The organism is Bdellovibrio sp. ZFWA1 (assembly GCF_056175665.1).
Genome location: NZ_JBJKJH010000001.1, coordinates 1,041,821 through 1,063,410, shown reverse-complemented (window position 1 = coordinate 1,063,410; position 21,590 = coordinate 1,041,821). Strand labels below are relative to the sequence as shown.

Annotated in this window: 22 protein-coding genes and 1 riboswitch; of the genes, 12 read left to right on the top strand and 10 right to left on the bottom strand. The window is 42.8% G+C overall.

Annotated elements, in window-relative coordinates:
* The first annotated feature begins 14 nt into the window (after positions 1–14).
* From AC04MN_RS05060 to AC04MN_RS05040, 5 genes are all read left to right on the top strand, one after another.
* Positions 15–2,615, top strand: coding sequence for a M16 family metallopeptidase (locus AC04MN_RS05060; RefSeq protein WP_475382100.1), 2,601 nt, complete (start codon positions 15–17; stop codon positions 2,613–2,615).
* 74 nt (positions 2,616–2,689) lie between these two features.
* Positions 2,690–3,295: a hypothetical protein gene (locus tag AC04MN_RS05055; RefSeq protein ID WP_475382099.1), complete on the top strand. Its 606-nt coding sequence runs from the start codon at positions 2,690–2,692 to the stop codon at positions 3,293–3,295.
* A gap of 14 nt (positions 3,296–3,309) precedes the next feature.
* Positions 3,310–3,666, top strand: coding sequence for a Sec-independent protein translocase subunit TatA/TatB (locus AC04MN_RS05050; RefSeq protein ID WP_475382098.1), 357 nt, complete (start codon positions 3,310–3,312; stop codon positions 3,664–3,666).
* Positions 3,663–4,424, top strand: a complete 762-nt coding sequence (gene tatC / locus AC04MN_RS05045) for a twin-arginine translocase subunit TatC (RefSeq protein WP_475382097.1) — start codon at positions 3,663–3,665, stop codon at positions 4,422–4,424. The genes AC04MN_RS05050 and tatC overlap by 4 nt, the downstream gene beginning before the upstream one ends.
* A gap of 161 nt (positions 4,425–4,585) precedes the next feature.
* Complete coding sequence (locus tag AC04MN_RS05040) at positions 4,586–5,254, top strand: PilZ domain-containing protein (RefSeq protein WP_475382096.1); 669 nt, start codon at positions 4,586–4,588, stop codon at positions 5,252–5,254.
* Positions 5,255–5,281: 27 nt separating this feature from the next.
* Here AC04MN_RS05040 and AC04MN_RS05035 read toward each other — a convergent pair whose 3' ends face one another.
* The 3 genes from AC04MN_RS05035 to AC04MN_RS05025 are packed head-to-tail and all read right to left on the bottom strand — an operon-like array spanning position 5,282 to position 8,912.
* Positions 5,282–5,812 carry an acyl-CoA carboxylase biotin carboxyl carrier protein subunit gene (locus tag AC04MN_RS05035; protein WP_475382095.1) on the bottom strand — a complete coding sequence of 177 codons (531 nt, stop codon included), beginning with the start codon at positions 5,810–5,812 and terminating at the stop codon, positions 5,282–5,284.
* A 2-nt stretch (positions 5,813–5,814) separates the two neighbouring features.
* Positions 5,815–7,326: an acetyl-CoA carboxylase biotin carboxylase subunit gene (gene accC / locus AC04MN_RS05030; RefSeq protein WP_475382094.1), complete on the bottom strand. Its 1,512-nt coding sequence runs from the start codon at positions 7,324–7,326 to the stop codon at positions 5,815–5,817.
* Between the two features lie 14 nt (positions 7,327–7,340).
* The gene (locus AC04MN_RS05025) at positions 7,341–8,912 is read right to left on the bottom strand and encodes an acyl-CoA carboxylase subunit beta (protein WP_475382960.1); all 1,572 of its coding nucleotides are present in this window, start codon (positions 8,910–8,912) and stop codon (positions 7,341–7,343) included.
* A 28-nt stretch (positions 8,913–8,940) separates the two neighbouring features.
* Here AC04MN_RS05025 and AC04MN_RS05020 point away from each other — a divergent pair, with 28 nt between their 5' ends.
* Positions 8,941–9,072, top strand: coding sequence for a hypothetical protein (locus AC04MN_RS05020; RefSeq protein WP_475382093.1), 132 nt, complete (start codon positions 8,941–8,943; stop codon positions 9,070–9,072).
* 2 nt (positions 9,073–9,074) lie between these two features.
* Here the strand turns inward: AC04MN_RS05020 and AC04MN_RS05015 are convergent, their stop codons facing one another.
* From AC04MN_RS05015 to deoC, 4 genes are all read right to left on the bottom strand, one after another.
* The gene (locus AC04MN_RS05015; RefSeq protein ID WP_475382092.1) at positions 9,075–10,307 is read right to left on the bottom strand and encodes a S8 family peptidase; all 1,233 of its coding nucleotides are present in this window, start codon (positions 10,305–10,307) and stop codon (positions 9,075–9,077) included.
* Positions 10,308–10,429: 122 nt separating this feature from the next.
* Positions 10,430–11,254, bottom strand: coding sequence for a purine-nucleoside phosphorylase (locus AC04MN_RS05010; protein ID WP_475382091.1), 825 nt, complete (start codon positions 11,252–11,254; stop codon positions 10,430–10,432).
* Between the two features lie 2 nt (positions 11,255–11,256).
* The gene (locus AC04MN_RS05005) at positions 11,257–12,579 is read right to left on the bottom strand and encodes a thymidine phosphorylase (RefSeq protein ID WP_475382090.1); all 1,323 of its coding nucleotides are present in this window, start codon (positions 12,577–12,579) and stop codon (positions 11,257–11,259) included.
* Complete coding sequence (deoC, locus tag AC04MN_RS05000; protein ID WP_475382959.1) at positions 12,579–13,241, bottom strand: deoxyribose-phosphate aldolase; 663 nt, start codon at positions 13,239–13,241, stop codon at positions 12,579–12,581. Before deoC ends, AC04MN_RS05005 begins: the two co-directional genes overlap by 1 nt.
* An 88-nt stretch (positions 13,242–13,329) precedes the next feature.
* Here deoC and AC04MN_RS04995 point away from each other — a divergent pair, with 88 nt between their 5' ends.
* The gene (locus AC04MN_RS04995) at positions 13,330–13,680 is read left to right on the top strand and encodes a hypothetical protein (RefSeq protein WP_475382089.1); all 351 of its coding nucleotides are present in this window, start codon (positions 13,330–13,332) and stop codon (positions 13,678–13,680) included.
* Here the strand turns inward: AC04MN_RS04995 and AC04MN_RS04990 are convergent, their stop codons facing one another.
* Complete coding sequence (locus tag AC04MN_RS04990; protein WP_475382088.1) at positions 13,681–14,784, bottom strand: type IV pilus twitching motility protein PilT; 1,104 nt, start codon at positions 14,782–14,784, stop codon at positions 13,681–13,683.
* Positions 14,785–14,918: 134 nt separating this feature from the next.
* On the opposite strand from AC04MN_RS04990, the gene AC04MN_RS04985 reads away from it, so the two are divergent.
* Complete coding sequence (locus AC04MN_RS04985) at positions 14,919–16,445, top strand: Rne/Rng family ribonuclease (RefSeq protein ID WP_475382087.1); 1,527 nt, start codon at positions 14,919–14,921, stop codon at positions 16,443–16,445.
* 10 nt (positions 16,446–16,455) lie between these two features.
* Here AC04MN_RS04985 and AC04MN_RS04980 read toward each other — a convergent pair whose 3' ends face one another.
* Positions 16,456–17,631 (bottom strand): DUF4143 domain-containing protein, encoded by a 1,176-nt coding sequence (locus tag AC04MN_RS04980; protein ID WP_475382086.1) that lies wholly within the window; start codon positions 17,629–17,631, stop codon positions 16,456–16,458.
* A 277-nt stretch (positions 17,632–17,908) separates the two neighbouring features.
* On the opposite strand from AC04MN_RS04980, the gene rplU reads away from it, so the two are divergent.
* The 4 genes from rplU (at position 17,909) to nadD (ending at position 20,907) form a co-directional block, all read left to right on the top strand.
* Positions 17,909–18,472, top strand: a complete 564-nt coding sequence (rplU, locus tag AC04MN_RS04975) for a 50S ribosomal protein L21 (protein WP_475382085.1) — start codon at positions 17,909–17,911, stop codon at positions 18,470–18,472.
* 40 nt (positions 18,473–18,512) lie between these two features.
* Positions 18,513–18,773 carry a 50S ribosomal protein L27 gene (gene rpmA, locus AC04MN_RS04970; RefSeq protein WP_475382084.1) on the top strand — a complete coding sequence of 87 codons (261 nt, stop codon included), beginning with the start codon at positions 18,513–18,515 and terminating at the stop codon, positions 18,771–18,773.
* Positions 18,774–18,859: 86 nt separating this feature from the next.
* Positions 18,860–19,885: a GTPase ObgE gene (gene obgE, locus AC04MN_RS04965; protein ID WP_475382083.1), complete on the top strand. Its 1,026-nt coding sequence runs from the start codon at positions 18,860–18,862 to the stop codon at positions 19,883–19,885.
* 2 nt (positions 19,886–19,887) lie between these two features.
* A complete protein-coding gene (gene nadD, locus AC04MN_RS04960) occupies positions 19,888–20,907 on the top strand; it encodes a nicotinate-nucleotide adenylyltransferase (RefSeq protein WP_475382082.1) in 1,020 nt (339 codons plus the stop codon).
* A gap of 59 nt (positions 20,908–20,966) precedes the next feature.
* Here nadD and AC04MN_RS04955 read toward each other — a convergent pair whose 3' ends face one another.
* Positions 20,967–21,455, bottom strand: coding sequence for a hypothetical protein (locus tag AC04MN_RS04955; protein WP_475382081.1), 489 nt, complete (start codon positions 21,453–21,455; stop codon positions 20,967–20,969).
* A riboswitch (purine riboswitch) is annotated at positions 21,448–21,545 on the bottom strand. It overlaps the preceding gene by 8 nt.
* Positions 21,546–21,590 lie beyond the last annotated feature (45 nt).

Below are 21,590 nucleotides of genomic sequence, written 5' to 3'. Positions count from 1 at the left end.
AGATCTTCTAATTTATGGCCAAAAAATATCAACTAAAAAACGGCATGAACGTACTTCTTTTGGAAAATCACAAGTCTCCAGTGGTTTCGGTGCAAATGTGGGTGAAGACAGGCTCTGCTGATGAGGCTAAGGCAGTACAGGGAATCAGCCACTTTATCGAGCACTTAGTGTTTAAAGGGACAAAAAAATATAAGGTCGGTGAAATCGCCTCTGTGGTTGAGGCGGCGGGTGGCGAGCTGAATGCCTACACCAGCTTTGATCAAACAGTCTTTTATGTAACCATTTCAAAACAATATTCTGATACAGCCTTAGACGTGATATCGCAAATGATGGGCAGTCCGTCCTTTGATCCAACCGAGATCGACAACGAGCGTGAAGTTGTTATTGAGGAAATTAAGCGAGGCCAAGACAGCCCATCGCGGGCCCTCAGTCAGGCGCTGTTTTCGAATACCTTTAAGAAGCACCCCTATGGAATTCCAGTCATCGGGTTTGACAAAGTCATACGCAAGGTGACTCCTAAGCAAATTAAATCCTATTTCAATTCTCGATATGTGCCTTCAAATATGTTCTTAGTTATTGCTGGTGACTTTCAATCAGCAGAAATGAAAAAGAAGGTTCAGGAATATTTCGGAAGTTTTGAGCCCAACAAGTTGGTGAAAGTTAAACGCCCGAAAGAGCCTTCGCAAAAAAGCATTCGCGTAGATGTAAAGCAAACAAAATTTCAGCAAACAAATTTTTATCTTTCATGGAGAATCCCTTCTGTGAAGCATAAAGATGTCGCTGCTCTTGATGTATTAAGTATGATTTTAGGAGCAGGGGATTCTTCGCGTTTAGTTGATAGTTTAAGAATTAAAAATCTTATCGTTAATTCGATTGGAGCATTTTCATATTCTATGCAAGACGATGGGCTATTCGCTGTGTCGGCGTCTTTAGAGCCAGGGAATCTAGAAAAATCATTACTTGGTACAATAGAAGAGCTTGAAAAGATATTGGCGACACCGCCGACAAAAGAAGAGCTGCAAAAGGTAATTACAAATCTAGCAAGTCATGAAATTTATTCTATGGAAACCGTGGATAACATCGCAAGAAAAGCGGGATCTAATGAATTCTATATGGGAGACCACGAGTACTTTAAGAAGTATTTATCCCAAATTTATTCTCTTACACCTGACGATGTTACTAAGGTTGCTCGTAAGTATCTTAAGCCGGATTGTTTTACATTTACCTTCATGAGTCCAGAAGATGTAAAAACATTAAAGCCTATTATCTTAAAGTCTTTAAAGAAGCTTAACGGAATGCTGAAAGCAAAAAGGACTGCAGTTAAAAAAGTCAGATACTCGAGCAAGAAAATTTCATTAAATTTCAAAGGATTGAAGACAAAGCCGCGCATAAAGATCGTAAAGACACCCGAGGGTCTTACAGTCATATTAAGGCATCAACCCGAAACGCCGACGGTTTCTGCAAAAATAGCATTTTTGGGTGGCTTGCGTAGTGAAGAACCTCGACTTGAAGGCACAACAGAAATGTTTTCGCGAAATTGGATATCGGGCAGCAAAAACTATTCGGAAGAAGACATTGCTCAGATAATGGAATCCATCGCGGCAGGGATTTCTGGATTTGGTGGTAGAAACTCTGTAGGGCTTTCACTGGACTATCTATCAAAAGATGAAGAAGTTGCGACCAAGGTTTTCGAAGATGTGTTGTTGCATCCAACTTTTCCCGAGGAGCAAATTGATCGAGAAAAAACAATTCTTAAGAACCAAATTCGAAAAAGAAATGACAGTCCGGCCCAGGTCTGCATGTTGAATTTTTCGAAAGTGTTATTCAAGGACCATCCTTATTCTAGAGACATGATGGGCACTGAACAAAGTTTGGATCTTATTGGATCTGCCGAACTACTACAGTATTATCGAAAGATTCGTTCAGCAAAAAACGCCACTTTATGTGTGGTCGGTGATTTTGACGAAAAGAAATGGATTCAGATTGCACGACGAATTTCTAAAGAGATAGGTCAAGGGCAACGACTAAATCAAGTTGTTCCATTTACCAATAAGCACGTTGGACAAAGGCTTTTTCATAAATTAGAAAAAGAACAAACTCATATTGTTGTAGGATATCCGGGCCTGAAGTTAGACGATGACCGTAAGTACGCTCTTGAGGTTATTCAATCTATTTTGTCAGGCCAAGGAGGAAGGCTCTTTATTGAGCTTCGCGATAAAAACTCTTTGGCGTACTCGGTGTCACCGTTGAATATGTACGGAATTGAATGTGGATATTTCGGTGGATATATAGGTTGTTCTCCAGAAAAAACTGAAAAAGCTATTGAAATGCTGAAGGCAGAATTTTTAAAGCTGACGATGGAGAAAGTAAGTGCTGTCGAGCTGGCGCGAGCCCAAAGATACCTCATAGGCCGTCATGATATTGATCTTCAGCGAAAATCAGCTGTGTGTAATGCGATGTTGTTTGATCAAATTTATGGGTTAGATCCTGAGCAAAGTCTTGATGTTGTGGATGCTTATATGGCGGTGACTGCCGAGCAAATTCAACAGGTTGCAAAAGATCTTTTTTTAGTCGATCCACTGATTTCTATTGTGGGCAAAGATGACTCAAAATGAGAGCGGATCTGGGCTAGGGGCTAGTTTTAAATTTTTTTAACCGAAAGAACGCTAAGAGTTGTTAAAATAGCAGTATGTCTAGCGGGTTTTTGTTAACTCCTACAGGTTATTTTACACAGATGGTAGACGAGGGACTACAGAGTCGCAAATTGAAGGCGCATCCCTCGGTTCAAAGGTACTTGGTTCAGCTTTTAGAACACTTCTTGGACTCTAGAAATCTTTTTATAAAATCGGAGTTTGAGGGACGGCCTCAGCCAACAACTCTTGCCGAGATGTATTTGCTGGCACAGCAAAAAGAAACTGCAAATCGGCAAGAGTTATTAAGAAAGACGGGCGACCGAGCCCTATATATTAGTGGATTTTTCGGGGATTCGTTAAATCGTAAACTTGTCGATATTGAATATTACGCCCAAATCGGCGGAGCCGCATATCGTTGCTTGTCTCATACTGTTAAGGACGAAGAATCAGTCACGATCTATACGACCTTTTCTGATCGATTCATGGACTATGTCGATGTTCTGACCGTGATCAGTCATAAATCAATGATTCAGAGCGACCAAGGTATTATCCATCTTTATGATAAATACCTAAAGACGGGTTCGGAGTTAGCCAGAGAGCGCCTAGTAGAGATGGGACTCTTTCATCTTGCAAAGGATCACTTGAAAAAAGAAGGCGCTTAACCTATTCTGCGCACATGTTTGGATTAGGATTCTCTGAAATTGTGTTGTTGGGCCTATTGGCCCTATTACTTATTGGCCCTAAAGAGTTGCCGGAAGTTGCCAGAGTCATTGGGCGTTTCGTTAATGACCTTAAGCGAAGCTCTGAACACCTCACAGAGGAAATTAAGGCACAAGCTCGGTTTCAGGATCCCACCGAGGGTCTAAAAGATACACTTTACGAGCGAGCTAAGTTAAAAGAAGAAAATACTAACGACACGTCAATGTCTGAATCCCAAATGGAGCTGCCTCTACAGGCTGCGATCGACCAAGAACAAGCAGAACTTGCTTCGAATATGTCTTCAACAAATTCTGATCTAGAGAAGAAATCATGAGAAGCTCTGAAGAACTAAATCAAAAACATCAAACTCTTGTAGAGCATTTGGCAGACTTCCGAGACGCGTTAGTTAAAAGCCTTTATGCCATCGTAGTTACTACTTGCGTGGCCTACTATTTTAGTGAAGAAGTTTTTAATTTTGTTCGTGCACCTATTCAAAAGTTTTTGCCAGGTGGCGGTCTAATTTACACCGCACCTATGGATAAATTCGTTGCGCATCTTATGCTATCTTTGGTTGTAGGATTGGTGGCGGCATGTCCGTTTATCTTCTATCAGATTTGGCGATTTATTGCCCCAGGACTCTATAGACACGAAAAGAAATATGCCTTGGCATTTATTTTGTCAGGCTCGGGATTGTTCTTGGCCGGTGTTGCATTTGCCTATTTCTTTGCAATTCCCATGGCGTTTGATTTTTTATTCACCTTCGGTGGTGATTTAGACAAACCCATGATCACCATCGACAGCTACTTAAGTTTCTTTTCACAATTTTGTTTAATGTTTGGTCTTACTTTTGAACTTCCTTTGGTTCTGACTATCTTGGGAATGTTGGGATTGGTGAGCTCGAAGTTTCTGCGTGAAAAGCGTCGATTTGCGGTCATGATTTTGGCCATTGTGGCAGCCATTGTAACTCCGCCCGACGTCCTTTCTATGACGATGATGTTAGTTCCGCTTATCGCCTTTTACGAAGTGTCCGTAATCTTAGTGACCCTATTCGAAAAAAAGCGAGTTGAGGCGGCACAGAATAGTAGGGAATAGCACCCTGTCTCAAATTTAGAACGCTGTAAAAAAGTTATCTACGGCTGTCAGTGAATCTGGCAGCCGTTTGTGTTTTTGCAGGACTGTAAAGTTGAAATCGAAATTAATGGCGAATCCGCTGGCTTGGCAATTGCGATAAGGTTTAAGAAAAAGGGGGATTCATGAAAAATGGTAATTTCGAAGTGATAGTTTTGGGTCGAGATCTTAAGCGCTTTCCTGTTGAAAATTTGGCCAACTATAAAGTGACTGAACTAAAAGATTTTTATCAATTAAAAGCCCGGCTTTCTGCGCTAAAAGACATTAAGGTGTTTGTGATTCAATATGCTGGATTCTTAGATGACCGTCATTTAAATGCATTTAACTTTATGATGAAAGAGCATAACAATCTTGTGCCAATCTTCGTGACTAAAGAAATTGGTTTGGCCATGAAAGACCGGTTAGGCCGAGAGCCTTATTGGAGAGTTTATTGGACGACAGATCGATTTAGTTTGGATCAGATTCATGATGAAATTCAAACCCATATCCTGCGAGAGTATTCTCGGAAGGAAACTAAGAAAGATGTATTACTGGGACCATCCGCTTTACAGCACGACGGTGTCGAAGCAAGTTTTAAACCTTTTATGGGTGCAGTTTCTCAGAACTTATCCGAAGAAGGAATGTGTATAGCAGTCAGTCCGACGGCCCCGTTTAAAGAAAAGGATTTTGTCAGTTTAAACTATCGAAAAGAAGATGGAGACTACGCAACCTTCGAGGGACAAATCCGCTGGATCGGTAGAAACAAAAAAAGACACCAGAAGTTGATTGGAGTTCAATACGTGGGGAAAAAATAATAAGAGGGGCTTGGGGCCCCTCTTATATTAGGTTGGATCATCAAACTTAATTAGAACTGCGCCAGATTCAACGCTGTCGCCTTGCTTAACCAGAATTTCTTTAATGCGTACGTCTCTTGATGTCCGCATTTCATTTTCCATTTTCATCGCCTCCATAATTAAAACCGGTTTATTGGCTTTAACTATGTCGCCGACTTTTCCAAAGATCTGAATGATCTTTCCTGGCATTCCAGCTTTCAGTTCATTTTCTCCACCAAAGCTTCCGCCCTTCTTAAGGGACTCATGAAGAAGCATTTCATCGTTAAAGATTTTGATCGAGCGAAATGAGTTTCGAGTGAATACAGTGTATTCGGTATCTTTGCCAATGACGTCTATTAGATAAGACTTTCCATTAAACAAAAAGCTAATGTATTCTTCCGCCTGTTTAAAATCATTTTTAGAAACATCGTGGTGAATCCACTCTTCGCCTTCTTTTTGTAAAGAAATTTTCCAAGCGGTTTTCGTTTCTGTGATGTCTGCTTTGTATTTTTTTCCTCTAAGTTCAGCCTCAAAATACATGATTACATCCTTAGTTGTTGCTTGCGGCCAATGCGCTTCCAGTTTGAATTAATATTCAACTGGCGAACATCTTTTGATTTTCGGTCGTTGAATGCCGTAATTGCGGCTGCGATTAAGAAAACAGGGTCTTCAACTTCAGCAAACAATTGCGGCTCAAGAACCTCGAAGTTTTTCTCGATAAATTGCGTTGTGTATGAACCTTCCCTGAATTTTGGGTGATTCAATATTGTTTTATGTAAAACGATATTGGTTTTAATTCCCGTTAGAACAAACTCAGTGAGAGCTCTTTGCATTCTATCAATAGCCTCATCTCGATTTTCGCCCCAAGTGATAACTTTTGCAATCATAGGGTCGTAGTAAATAGGCACTTCGTAACCCGGGTAAGCATAAGAGTCGACTCGCAAGAACGGACCTTGTGGGTGTCGGCACGCTCTGATTAAGCCCGGATGTGGTTTGTATGTTACAGGATCTTCAGCGCAAATACGTGCCTCGATGGCGTGGCCCTTTTGAACAATATCTTTTTGTTCAAAACTTAGTGGTTTTCCCGCGGCGACAAAAATCTGCTCTTTAACTAGATCGTAGCCAGTCACGATTTCGGTGATTGGATGTTCGACCTGTAGGCGAGTGTTCATTTCCATAAAATAAAACTCTTTTGTTTTATTGTCGAAAATGAATTCGATTGTGCCGGCGCCGACGTATTTAATCATCTTACCTGCGTTAACCGATGCTTCGCCCATTTTTAGGCGAACTTCAGGCGGCACAGAAGGGGATGGAGACTCTTCGATAATTTTTTGATGGCGCCGCTGTACCGAGCACTCGCGCTCGAACAAATGAACAACATTGCCGTGAGTATCGCCAAAAATTTGAATCTCGATATGTTTCGGGTCATTAATGAATTTTTCGATGTATACTGTTGGATCAGCAAAATAATTTTGTCCTTCAGATCTACACGCGCGGAAGGCGCTTTCAAGTTCGTCAAATTCACGAACAATACGCATTCCTTTTCCACCGCCTCCGGCCGAGGCCTTAATAATAATTGGAAGCCCAATTTTTTCGGCAATAGCTTTTGCTTCTTCGACGTTTTCTACGCCGCCGTCGCTACCTGGAACCGTGGGAACACCGGCCTTTTTCATAAGAGCTTTAGCTGATAGCTTATCTCCCATGGCGTTAATGTTCTCTGGAGTCGGCCCAATGAAAGTGATGCCAGCCTCTTTGCAGGCAGCTGCAAAGTGTGTGTTTTCAGATAAAAACCCATAGCCAGGATGTACAGCATCTACTCCCGCTTGCTTAGCAACCTCTATAATCTTTTGATAATTAAGGTAGGATTCTTTACTTGGAGACGGACCGATATGGTAGGCCTCGTCTGCTAAGAAGACGTGAAGGCTGTCACGATCTGCGTCTGAAAAGACAGCCACAGATGCAATTCCAAGCTCACGACAAGCACGGGTAATGCGAATCGCGATTTCTCCGCGATTGGCAATTAGAATTTTTTTAAATGGAGGTGCTTCTTGCATTTCTATTTCCTCGATTAAAGCGGAATATTTCCGTGCTTTTTAGGTGGCATCACATCTTTTTTATTTTTCAGCATCTCTAAAGAATCGATGATTCTTTTGCGAGTTAATGCTGGGTCAATAACCTCATCTGTGTAACCAAGTTCAGCGGAAACGTACGGATTGCTAAATTTTGCTTCATATTCAGCAATGAGTTTTGCGCGCTCAGCAGCTGGATCGGCCGCCTTATTGATTTGTTCGCGGAAGATGATGTTGACCGCTCCTTCTGCGCCCATCACTGCAATTTCAGCGGATGGATAAGCAAGGTTAACGTCCGAGCGTAAAAGTTTTGAGCCCATAACGATGTAAGCACCACCATAGGCCTTACGAGTAATAACAGTCACTTTTGGCACCGAAGCTTCAGCATAGGCATAAAGCAACTTTGCACCATGAGTGATAATTCCATTCCACTCTTGATCTTTACCCGGCAAAAATCCTGGTACGTCGACAAAGCTAACGACTGGAATGTTGAAGCTGTCGCAGAAGCGGATAAAGCGAGCTGCCTTACGAGACGCCTCGATATTTAAGCAACCAGCCAAGACATTTGGTTGGTTCGCAACAATGCCCACAGGGCGACCGTTAAAGCGCGCGAAGCCAACGATGATATTTTGAGCCCAATGCTTGTGAATCTCTAGGAAGTAGCCTTCATCAACACATTCAGTGATGATATTCACCATATCATATGGCTTCTTCGGATTCTCTGGGATCATTTTGTTGATCGCTTCAACTAAGCGATCTGGTTTGTCTTTTGTCGGCAATACCGGAGTGTCATCTAGATTGTTGCTAGGTAAGAAGCTTAACAATTCGCGAATCATCAACAGGCAGTGTTTGTCATCATTAGTTGCAAAGTGAGCAACACCCGAGCGAGAGCTATGAGTGATCGCGCCACCTAAATCTTCCTTGGTAACGTCTTCATGGGTAACAGCTTTGATAACATCTGGGCCGGTTACAAACATGTACGAAGTGTTTTTCACCATAAAAACAAAATCTGTAATTGATGGTGAATAAACCGCACCGCCCGCGCATGGGCCCATGATAGCAGTAATTTGTGGAATAACTCCGGACGCAGTCACGTTGCGAGTGAAGATGTCGGCATAACCACCTAAAGACTCAATGCCCTCTTGAATTCGAGCGCCACCAGAGTCATTAATTGAAATAAAGGGAGCACCGTTTTTCATCGCAAGATCCATAACCTTGCAGATTTTATTGGCTTGAGTGCGCGACATAGATCCACCGATAACCGTGAAATCTTGCGACGAAAGATAAACTAATTTTCCGTTAACGCGTCCATAGCCAGTGATGATTCCATCACCTGGGGCTACGTTTTTTTCCATTCCGAAGTTTGTGCAGCGATGAGTAACGAAACGATCCATTTCGACAAAACTGCCTGGATCCAAAAGAACGTCGATGCGCTCGCGAGCACTTAAACGATTGCCTTGTTTGTGTTTCGCAATTCTTTCAGGTCCTCCGCCTGCCATTGCTTTTTCGTTTCTTTTTTCTAGTTCAGCCAATTTGACTGAGGCTAAATCGGCACCTGCAATAGATTCCATTTCCATGTTGCCTTCCTTACAAAAGGGAGTGAAAAAAACTGATAAGTATCAGTTGAATTTGAACTCTAAAGTTCTAGCATCATTTATGAAGGAATCACTGAAAAATGAAGACGCAGAGCGCTTATTTTGGCCCTGCGTCGGATCGAATAATGTTAAATAAAATTAAGGAGCTAACTGGAAAAGTCGAGCCAATGCTCTTTCGATATTTAATCGGCCCCGAGTAAGCACTTTAAACTCGTGATCTTTATATGATTCTGCACCTTCAAGAAGGGCTTGCTTAATTTGGTAAGCCGAAGCATTGGGGCGTGCGCTCCATAAGACCGCAGCAGCTCCGCTAACAAATGGTGCAGCCATTGAAGTGCCATCAAAATAAGCGGCGCCACCAGGAACCGAAGAGTAGATCGAGCTTCCAGGGGCGGCAATGTGCACCAAATTAAATCCGCTGTTAGACCATCCGGCTAGGAAGTCACTTTCTGTCGAGGCAGCAACTGTTATCTGCGATCGAAGGTTAAAGGCCGCTGGAAATGAGGGGCGGTAGTCGATATCGACACCATCGTTGCCTGCTGCCGCAATAATTAAAATATTTTTCTTTTCGAGTTCATAAAAAGCATCGCGTAAAGATGTAACGCAAGGAGCACCACCCCAGCTTGCGTTTACGATTTTTGCTCCGCGATTGGCCGAATACTGCAATGCCAAGACAGCATCACCGAGTGTGCCGCCACCAGATCCGCCAATAAATTGAGCGGGAATAATTTGTGCCCGAGGTGCGACTCCTACCACGTTTCCTAGATTGGGATCGGCGGCAATAATGCCCGAGACATGAGTTCCATGCGGAGAAATTTTTGAAGCTTCAGATGCGCTCATAAATTTTGCACCATAGTAGTCATCAATAATTCCGTTACCATCATCATCGATTCCATTGTTAGGAATTTCTGCGGTGTTGATTGCAATGCGTCCCTGTAAAGAGGGGTGAGTATAGTCCACTACTGAGTCGACCACAGCCACTTTTATGCCTTGCCCATAGTATCCCGCACTCCATGCAGAATTCGCTTTAATCATATTAAAGCCCCAAGTTGTGCTTGTGGATGAAGCAGATGGAAAAAGTGTTTCCTGAGAGTTCAGGGCTTGAATCTTTTTATCGAACTCGACATAGCGAATTTTATCTAAATTCTTTTTGATAAATTTTTCAGTAAAGCTGTCGGCGTTAAGGTCTTCATGGACACTAAAGCTTCCGTCTTCCCATTGAACAACAAAGCGATTTTGAATTGCAGATGCTTTGCAGGCCGAGCCCTCTAAAGATCCGTTTTCGGGAAATACTGAACTCGCGGTCTTTTGGCCACAGGCTGATACAAACAAGGTGAGAGCAAGAACCGAGAGGGTTGTTTTAACATCCATGTTAAACTCCTCTGGAAATCAATGCGTCCATCCATTGGACGAATTCTGTATTTCCAGCGGTTAACCTATCGGCTCATTTTGATAACAAAAAGAGTCTAGAAAACCTAGACCTTCGTGGAGTTCTATAAAGAACTCGTAAGCTCTTTCAAAAACTGTGTGAACTTCATTTCGACAAGTTTAGCAGTGTCTGTGACTTCATCATGAGAAAGCTTATTTGCTGAAATTCCTGCCGCCAAATTTGTTATGCATGAAACCGCTCCTACGCGCAGGCCTAAGTGATTTGCGGCAATAGTCTCTGGAACTGTCGACATGCCTACGGCTTTTCCCCCAATGCCCTTCAAATAGCGCACTTCTGCAGGAGTTTCATAAGTAGGGCCAGTGACTCCACAATAGATGCCTTTGTGATATCGAGTGTTGTGTTTGCTGAATATTTCTTCCATTTTAGCCACGATCTTCTTATCGTAAGCTTCTGTCATATCCGGGAAACGAGGGCCGAGTTCTTTAATGTTCGGGCCCATCAATGGATTGGTGCCCATTAGGTTGATGTGATCTTCGATGATCATAAAGTCGCCGGCTTTCATGTTGTCACCCATACCTCCAGCGCTATTCGTAAGAATTAAAATTTCAATCCCCAACATCGCAAGAGTTCTTACCGGAAAGACCACGCTTTCCATCGAGTGCCCTTCGTAAAAATGATTTCTTCCTTGAAGAATTACAACTTGCTGGCCATCGACCTTGCCAAAGATAAGATTCCCACTATGTCCCTCCACCGTCGGTGGATTGAAGTGGGGAATGTCGTTGAAAGAAATTGTGGTTTCGATTTCAATGTTTTTTACAAAAGCTCCTAAGCCTGAACCAAGAACTATTCCGACTTTAGGTTTAATAGATGTTTTTGATTTTAAAAACTGTGTAGTTGCTTGCAGCTTTTCAAGAACTTGAGATGACATTTTTACTCCAATGTTTTTAAGATAAGAGGCTGTTTTTCAACTTTGTTGGTTGAAAATTGAATTGATGACTTTAATAAAGTAACTGCCGAATTTAGCAGATCAAGATTGTCTCCGTGTAGAGTATACACAGAATCGCCGCTCTTCACGGTGTCTCCGACTTTAACGTGAAACTCGATGCCCGCGGTAGGTGCGATAATGTCTTCTGTTTTTGCTCGGCCAGCTTGGATAACGATTCCTGCTACGCCAATGGACTCGGTATTAAATCCTTTTACGTAACCATCGCGATCAGCCTTGACCGTTACTTGATGTTTTGGTTTTGGTAAATTGGCAAGATTTCCGCCATGAATTTTACACAACTCTTCAAATTTTTTAATCGCGGCTCCGGACTCTAGGGCCTCTTTCGCCATTTTGTAGCACTCTGTGAGCGTTGGCGCCTTATTGGCCAAGTGAAGCATGTGGGCCGATAGCCAAAGTGACAGCTCGCGGGTGTCTTCGTATAAATCATAGCCATGTGGACCAATGAAGCGCTCATTTTTCATAATAGCAACGCATTCGTCGACCTCTAAAGAGTTTCCGGCGAATCTTCCTAAGGGTTGGTCCATATTTGTAATTAATGAAACGACTTTTTTTCCATAACCTTTAGCAATATTCATTAAATTTACAGCGAGTTCTTCGGCTAGCGCCGGTGTTTTCATAAAAGCACCAGAGCCATATTTCACATCCAGCACTAAGCCATCGATTCCCTCGGCAAGTTTTTTGGACATTATCGATGCACAGATAAGAGGTAAACTTTCAACCGTTGCAGTTACATCCCGAAGAGCGTAAATTTTTTTGTCCGCGGGGCAAATTTCTTTTGTTTGGCCAATAAAGCAAATCAAGTGTTTTTCAACGAGCTCTTTAAACTCAGGCAGTGTTTTTTGGGTGTTAAATCCAGGAATGGCTTCGAGTTTATCAAGCGTGCCTCCAGTGTGGCCAAGCCCTCGGCCGGAGATCATTGGAACGGGGACTCCGCAGGCCGCAACAATAGGTCCCAAAATAAGAGACGTCTTATCGCCAACGCCGCCTGTAGAGTGCTTATCAACTTTGAATTGGGGAACATTAGGAAACGAGACCACATCCCCCGAGTGGAGCATAGCTTTTGTCAAAGCAAGGGTCTCCTCGGTGGACATCCCCTTAAAGAAGATAGCCATCAAAAGAGCAGACATCTGGTAGTCGGGAATGAGCCCTCTGGCGTAGCCAAGAATGAATTCATTGATCTGAGATTCGCTAAGCGATCCGCCATTGCGTTTTGTTTTAATGATTTCCGCAGGTAAAAAAGATGACATTAATAAGAGCCTTTCCCAATAGTTTGTCCACTGACCAAAGCAACTCCCGAACTAGTTCCTAAGCGAGTGGCTCCCGCATTAATCATGGCTTCCGCTGTTGCTAGGTCTCTGATGCCGCCGCTGGCTTTAACTTGAAGGGCTTGACCAACTTCACTTTTCATCAGCTTAATATCCTCGACAGTTGCGCCGCCGCCACCAAAGCCCGTTGAAGTTTTAACAAAGTGGGCTCCGGCTGCTTTTGATAGTTGGCAAGACTTTCGTTTTTCATCTTCTGTCAAAAGAGAAGTCTCGAAAATAACTTTTACAGTTCTTCCTTGTGCTGCCTCGACTACGGCGGCAATATCGTCTTGAACAAAGTCCCAGTTTTGATCTTTTAATGCACCGATATTGATGACCATATCGATTTCGTCTGCGCCGTCCGCGATTGCTTGTTTGGTTTCGAATGCTTTCGCTTTCGTAGACATGGCGCCTAAGGGAAACCCAACGACAGTGCAAACCTTGACAGTGCTTTCAGCAAGAAGCTTTTTGCAAAGAGCGACGTGAACCGAATTTACGCAAACGCTGAAAAATTGAAATTGCTTGGCTTCAGAGCACAGCTTTTCGATGTCGCTAGATTTTGCGTCGGCTTTCAGTAGGGTATGGTCAATGTATCGTTGCACGATTCACCTCAAGATGTTCTAATTGAATCAGATAGAGCGAAAGCTTAACAACAGTGAAGATTTTTGTCTTGAGAAAAGTGTGGAGGAATTCATGAAAATCAGATCGATGATGATGGGAATCTTGTTGGTTCTTAATTTTCTGACTCCGCAAGTCAGCGCTGCACAGGAACAAAGCACTACGTTTAAACGAAGTATAGCGACTGTACTATTTTCGACCCTTGGCGGGGCTTTATTAGGTTTAAGTACATTGTCATTTTATGACAACGCTCAGGATCACACTGAAAATATCACGGTAGGCTCGTTGCTAGGATTTATGGGCGGTGTGGGTTATGTGGCCTATAATAGCTCGGGGTCTTATCGGGCAACTGAGTCTTACACCGAGATAAAACAAAAACAGACACCGAAGGTGCCTGTTCTTGTTTCGTATACTTTTGAATTTTGATTAGCTGATTTTTTTGCCAGCTACTGTGCCTTGGGACACATTGGTGGCCGAAGTGTTGACGGCGGTATTCTCCGTACCAGTGCCTAGGAAGGTCTTAGCATCTTGCGCAGAAACTTTTCCTTTTTTCACAAGATCATCGATGTACTTTTCAAATAGCACCATACCCTGCGAGCTGCCAGTTTGCATTGCCGATGGTATTTGATGGATCTTTCCTTCGCGAATCAGGTTTGAGATGGCTTTGGTGTTTCGTAAGATTTCAAATGCAGCAACTCGACCTTGACCGTCCGCTCGGCTAAATAGCCACTGAGCGACCACGCCTCTTAAGCTTTCTGCAAGCATGGTCCGAATTTGTTGCTGTTGTCCAGCAGGGAACACATCGATAATACGATCGATAGTCTTTGCTGCCGAGTTTGTGTGAAGAGTACCGAAAACGATGTGCCCTGTTTCAGCAGCAGTAAGCGCTAAAGAAATAGTTTCAAGATCTCGCAGCTCTCCGACAAGCAAAATATCTGGATCTTCCCGCAGCGCAGACTTCAGTGCGTTTCCGAAAGATTTAGTGTGGCTTCCGACTTCCCTTTGATTGACTAATGATTTGACGTTCGAGTGTACGAATTCGATCGGGTCCTCTACCGTAATAATATGTGCCTCGCGGGTCATATTGATTTGGTGAATCATCGAAGCAAGTGTCGTGGATTTACCGGAGCCCGTGGGTCCCGTTACCAAAATAAGCCCGCGATCACAGTCGATTAAGTCTAGAACGCTAGACGGCAAACCAAGTTCAGTTGCTGTTTTAATTTTTTCGGGAATGACTCGAAATACGGCGCCCAGGCCTTTACGCTGCATAAAGATATTACAACGAAATCGTCCCGTTCCTGGAAGGGTGTAGGCGCAGTCTAATTCCCATTTTTCAACGAAGGCTTTCTTCTGTTTTTCAGAAAGAATTTCGAACAAAAGTCCTTGGACTTCTTGGTTTGAAAGCTCGCGATAGTTCAGTGGAACCATATTTCCATGTAGGCGCAGATAAGGGGGAGCTCCACTGCTTAAGTGTAAGTCCGACGCGCCTTGGTCCACCATCAATTTAAAGAGTTCATCTATCGTTGCCATCTTAGCTCCAATTATACGATTTGCCTTAGCTTTTTCGGCTGAACCCTGCTATAAGTTTAAAGGTTCAGCCTGAATTCCCATGCATTCTAGTCAAAGGACCTGAACTTTTTATTCCAGAATAGATAGGAACCAAGATGTCGGCAGAAATTTTGATCAACGTTAAGCCTCAAGAAACTCGAGTTGCTTACGTTGATGGTGGAATCTTAACTGATTTAAAAATTGAAAGAAAAACTTCACCGACCTTGGTCGGATCTATATTTCGTGGAACAGTCATGAGGGTTCTGCCGGGCATGCAGGCGGCCTTTGTTGACATTGGCTTAGATAAAGCAGCGTTTCTTTACGTCGGCGATATTCGAGAGGACGTGGATTCGGACTCTATGCCATTTTCGGATCCTGATAAAGACGAGCCTTACAACGAAGGCGATGACGAAAAAATCGCGAACCACAGTAATATCAAAACGCCGATTCAAGATCTTTTAAAAGAAGGCCAGTCGATACTTGTGCAAGTTGCAAAAGATCCATTGGGTACAAAAGGTGCGCGCTTAACGACCCATTTATCATTGCCTGGTCGTTTTGTTGTCTTTTTGCCCACCGTAAAACATTTAGGAATTTCTCGCAGAATTGAAAGTGAAGATGAGCGTGAAAGACTTCGGTCTCTTGTTCAAGGTATCAATCATTCTGGCGGAGTGATTGTCCGTACCGCAGCAGAAGGCGCTTCCGAAGAGCTTCTTAAAGCAGACATCGAATACCTAGATAGATTAAGTCGCGAGATTTTTAAAAATTACGAGAAGAAAACAAAACCTGGCTTGGTTCACACCGAGCTTGATGTCGAGTTAAGAGCATTGCGCGATCTTATGTCCGAAGATGTTGTCACTGTTTGGGTGGACGATGTTGAGGTGCAAAAGAAGGTTACGAAGTTTGCATCTCAATTTATGCCTAAGTACAAACAGAATATCGTTCTTTATCAAGAGCCAAAGCCGCTATTTGATATGTACGACATTGACATCGAAATCTCGCGCTCGATGGACCGAAAGATATGGCTTAAATCTGGTGGTTATATTGTGATCGACGAGGCGGAAGCTTTGGTTGTGGTTGATGTCAACACTGGAAGATTCGTAGGTAAAAAAGATCTTGAAGATACAATTCTTAAAACCAACTTAGAAGCAGTTCGCGAGATTGCCCATCAGCTAAGAATTCGAAACTGCGGTGGAATTATTATTATTGATTTTATCGACATGGAAAAAGATTCCCATCGTGAAAAGGTGATGGAAGCGTTATCAGAAGAATTATCCAAGGATCGGTCTCGCACAAATCTTATGTCGATGTCTCAGCTTGGCCTGGTAGAAATGACTCGGAAAAGAATTCGTCCAAGTTTAATTAAAACTTTGTGTGAGCCTTGTAGTTATTGTGATGGGAAGGGCTATACAAAACGTAAGTCGACTGTTGCGAATGAAATCTTCCGCGAGCTAGAGCGAGACGCGGATATGTTAATCAATCCAAAGACGAACGTTGTCGTGCACTGCCATGCCCAAGTGGTGGATTGGATCTACGATGCCGAGAGCGAAACGCTGGAATACGTTGAAAAGCGACTTGGTCGTTCGGTGGCATTTAAAATTGAGCCCAACTACCACATCGAGCAATACGAAATCTTTTTTGTATAATTAGTATTCACTAAAGATAGCGTAAGAAGTGGGAAAGGCTTAAGGTCTTTCCCATTTTGTTATCAACCCAAACCAATGGTTCTTCGGTGATTTGAACATAGGGGCAATCAAGGGCTTGAAGGATTTTGTATTTGTTTTTCGTCGAATTGCTATCGCTGGGACAAATATCTATTGCCAATACAGGTTGCTCGTCTTTGCAAAGAAGTAGGTCAAAGCAGATTTGATCCTTGGTTTTTATGTGATGAAGACTCCACTGACCTTCATGCTTAGTGTTCCATTGATTAATTTTTGAAATAATCACAGAAGTCACAAGGTTTTCCACAATCAATTCTTTATGGGCAGCAAATATCCAATCATGGAAATAAAATTTTTTGTCTGATTTTATGGCTCGATTGATGTTCTTGTGCCATGGGGAAATGGAAAAAATCAAACCATGATTTTCAAGAATCTGTGTCCATCGCTTTAATGAATCAGCCGATGTGCCCGTCTTATCTTTTAAGGGTTCGAATTGTAAAGTCCGCCCAATAGATGTCCTAAATTGTTCAATTAAAAGTTCGAGGGCAACAATGTCATCACATTGATTCGAGAAACTTAAGTTTTTAAGAATCAAATCAAAAATTCGCAGTCGAATGGGGGGCTGCGGGGCAAGTTCATTTAAGCACTGTGCGCCCTTAGAAATAAGGACATCCAACTTTTCGTAGTCGTCTTCTTCGGGAGGAAGAAACAAGGACTCTATCCAGGCCTTGGGGCCTCGGCTTTGCGGGCGTCCAATTGGAGATATCGCCTCCGAGTAAGTGCTAAGTGAATAAGGCACTTGAAGAGCCCCTGGGACATTTACAGCACTCAGACAATCATCAATGAAGATCAACAGATCGGTGCTTCCTTTGGCAGCTATTAGTTTGTCTACTTGCTGTTGGTAATAGTTCCATCGCCAGAAACCAAAGAAGATATAAACAACCGGCTTGTTGGATTTATTATTGGGAGCAATAAGCAAGGCCTCTGGGGCACTCTTAAAAAGTAGACGAGCCTCGTGTTCTTGCCATGATTGGGTGACCGCGTGCATGCCTAGAAACTGCGTCTGCTGTTGAACGGCAGAGACAACGTCAATCAGGGGGGGGTGCTTAAGCTGTAGTGTCGCTTTGGCCTTGTAGCCGTCTGATAAAAAGAGTCTAACCGCCGCATTCATTCGACTATATTCGCATTATCTTAAAATATAGTCAAAACTATTGCCGCATTATATGCGAATATAGTTGAAAATTCACGGCTGAGAGTTCTTGGGATGGCGGGGAGAATAAGTTCTTATCTATATGAAAATACGGCATTTTTATAGATTATTGGCTTGGAAACCTAAGGGTCCCCAGAAAGCAGAATAAATTCGGAATAAATATAGATCCCTGGTTCGTTGACAGAGTGCCACTAAAGATGGCATTTACTTGAAGCTCAATTCCTATTTGGAGGTATTCATGTACGCAGTTATCCGTACAGGTGGAAAACAGTATAAAGTTCAAGCTGGTGACGTTATCCAGGTTGAAAAATTAGCTCAAGATCTTGGCGCTGAATTTGACATCAACGACATTCTTCTTGTTGGTGGCGAAGCAACTCACGTTGGTCAGCCAGTTGTTAAAGGTGCAAAAGTAACTGTTGTTGTTACTAAGCAAGCTAAAACAAGAAAAGTGATCGTTTTCAAAAAGAAACGCCGTCAAGGTTACAGAAAATTGAACACTCACAAACAAGAGTTCACTGAACTTTTTGTTAAAGCTATCACTTCTCCAGATGGAAAAGTTGCTAAAGCTGAAACTACAGCAGTAGTTAAAGATATGGCAGCAATTCGCCAAGAGAAGATCGCAGCTAAAGTTGCTGCTCGTAAAGAGCGCGTATCTAACAAAGGTGCGGCAACTGAAACTGTAAAAAAAGAAGCTAAAAAAGTAGTTAAAAAGACTGCTGCTAAAAAGACTGTAAAAAAGACAGTTAAAAAAGCAGGCGCTGCTAAGAAAAAAGTAGCTAAAAAAACTACTAAAAAAGCGTAATTAGGATTTAAATTTAAACTTTTTAAACGAGGTTATAGTCATGGCAAGTAAGAAGGCCGGCGGTAGTACGAAGAACGGACGTGATTCACAGTCGAAACGCCTTGGTGTGAAGAGATTCGGTGGCGAGTCTGTTCTTTCTGGAACAATCATCGTTCGTCAACGCGGAACTAAGTTCCACGTTGGAAACAACGTAAAAATTGGTCGTGATCACACGATCTATTCTGTTATTGATGGCATCGTAAAGTTTGAGCGTTTCTCTAAAGAGCGCTTCAAAGTTTCTGTTTACCCAAAAGAAGCATAAGCTCTTCAAGGTAATTTTTCAAAACAGAAGGGGAGCCGTGACTAGGCTCCCTTTTTTTTGGTATTTACGAGGCCGGAAGGCAAATTATGAAATTTATTGATGAAGTCAAAATAACTGTGTCCTCTGGTCATGGCGGCCCAGGATGCGTCTCTTTTCGTCGCGAAAGTGGAGCCCCTCGAGGCGGCCCAGATGGTGGTGACGGAGGCAAGGGCGGAGATGTTATTATTCGCACCTCTCGCCATATAAACTCTCTTGTAGATTTTAAGTACTACAAAAAATATGCAGCTAAAAACGGCCTTCCTGGCACCTCAGCAAAATGCTCGGGAGCTGATGGCGAAGATATGATTTTGGTCGTGCCTGAGGGCACAATCCTTCGCAATAGCGAGGGGGAAATCCTGGTTGATATGACTGGGTTGGATCAACATTTGTTTCTAAAAGGGGGCCGAGGTGGGAAAGGAAATACCTTTTTTAAAACTTCGGTCAACCAGGCTCCAGATCATGCTCAGCCCGGTGAAGAGGGCTTTGAAATGGAAGTCATATTAGAGCTAAAATTGATTGCGGATGTAGGGATCGTAGGTTTTCCTAACGCCGGAAAATCGACTTTGATTTCACGCATTTCAGCCGCCAAGCCGAAGATTGCAGACTATCCTTTTACGACTTTAACTCCGAATTTGGGAGTTGTTAAGGTGGGCGACTATAAATCTTTTGTCGTCGCAGATATTCCTGGCCTTATAAAAGGGGCCCATCAAGGGGTTGGCTTGGGGATTATGTTCCTTAAGCACGTAGAGCGCACTAAATTTTTCATCCACTTAGTGGATGCTTCTGGCGTTTCTGGTCGTGACCCTGTACAAGACTACGAAGATATTAACCACGAACTAGCTATGTACGATGAGGCTAATAAGGACAAAGACGGGTTTTTTCCGCTTTCCACGCGTCCGCAGGTTGTCGTACTTAACAAGATCGATACTTTAAGTGCCGATGCTCTTCAAAAACTGAAAGCTCAGTTTAAGAAACGCACAGGTGTCGAGCCTTACGCCATATCTGCTGTTGCGGGTAAGGGCGTTCAGGATCTAGTTCAAGAACTTGGAAAAATGATTTTTAAAGAGGAATAATTATGAAGGTCGGAATATTTGGTGGAAGTTTTAACCCTCCCCACAATGGCCATTTGAATGCTATTACTACAGTTGCTAAGAAAACGGGTCTAGATAAGGTTCACGTTGTCGTAGCGGCTCAAAGCCCGCTTAAATCCCCGACAGAGGGGCCATCGCCCGAGCAACGCTTGGAGATGACAAAGGCCGCCTTTGCACAATATGGAAGTCAGTTTGTTGTCGACGACCAAGAAATTGCTCGTGGTGGAAAGTCTTATACAATTGATACAGTGATGAACATGCGAAAGTCTGTCGAAGCTAAGGACCTTTTTTTGGTTATTGGTGCAGATAAGCTTTTTGAGTTGGATCGTTGGAAGGACTGGGAAAAAATCTTGTCCGAGACGAACCTTATCGTAACATCAAGACCCGGGTATGACCTACCAAACGAACAAGATGAACTTCCAGAGTTCATTCAGTCCTTTGTTGCGGATTATGACTTCAACTTCGTTGAGTTAAAATCAGGTCGCAGCATTCAGTTCTTAAATTTATCAGATATCGAAATTTCTGGAACAGAACTTCGCAAATGGTTAAGAACTGGTCGTCCTGTTGAAAAGTACTTACCTTTGGCAGTTGAAGGCTATATTCGCGAGCACAAGTTGTACCGCAATCTTGGTGATCGTATCGGTGATTACGCTGCATTTACAGAATTCTGCGCCGGTGTTTTGTTTAGCAAAAAAGGCATTCAAGTTAAAGGTTACGATTTAACGTCGATGACGGCACCTTCAGAGTACACGGTGATTGCATCTGGAACCTCAACTCGTCATGCAGTTGCGATGGCCGAAAACGTAATTCAAGCTGTTAAAGAAGAGTACAACGTTTATCCTCAATCTTTAGAGGGTACCGATGAAGGTCGTTGGGTACTTGTGGATTATGGAAGTTTGATCATTCATGTCTTTTACGATTTTGTTCGCCAGGAATACAATCTGGAGCACTTGTGGAAACAGGGTAAAGATATGAACCTTCAAGATCCGGACTTAAAGAGATAAAACAAAAAAAGCTCGAACATTTGTTCGAGCTTTTTTTTATTCAGAGTTCAATTTTCATTTTATAACTTGTTCAACCAAGCTCGAGCTTCTTCCGCTCTTTTAAGGTCATTCTTAACGGCCTTAATAAGATCGATGGCTGCAGCCTGTTTTAAGCTGCCTTCCGCCATTTTTTCACACGCCAAAGCTTCTAGATCGTCAGTGATTTTATAGACGCTTTCGTGTTGAGGCCACAAGTTATCACGTGAGTTTGCTCCACCCATGCAAAGAGGGATATAATGGTCGATTTTAAATTTTTTACGAGCCATTTGACCCACTCTGAAACCACGTTCGCGGTCGTACATGCGGATGATATCGTTTTTCTCGCTACCGTCTACATCACGCTCACAATACTTAATGTGCTCTGGATAGCGATAGCTATCAGGGCTCGAACAAAGTTCGCCTGGTGTTAGTACTGGATCTGGTGACGTTGGAAAAGCTTGTCCTGCGAATGCGTTAGAACTAGCGATTAAGCAGATAGCAACAAGAGTTGCCTTAAAAATTTGGTTCATTTCCCCTCCAAATAGACAGGCATTTACGGCGCCTGGTAGAAACATCGGACCTTATTTCCGACATATACTTGGTTACCCTAAAGAAGGGTGTAGCAGAGATGCTAAATGAAATACAACTGGAAAAATAAAAAAAAT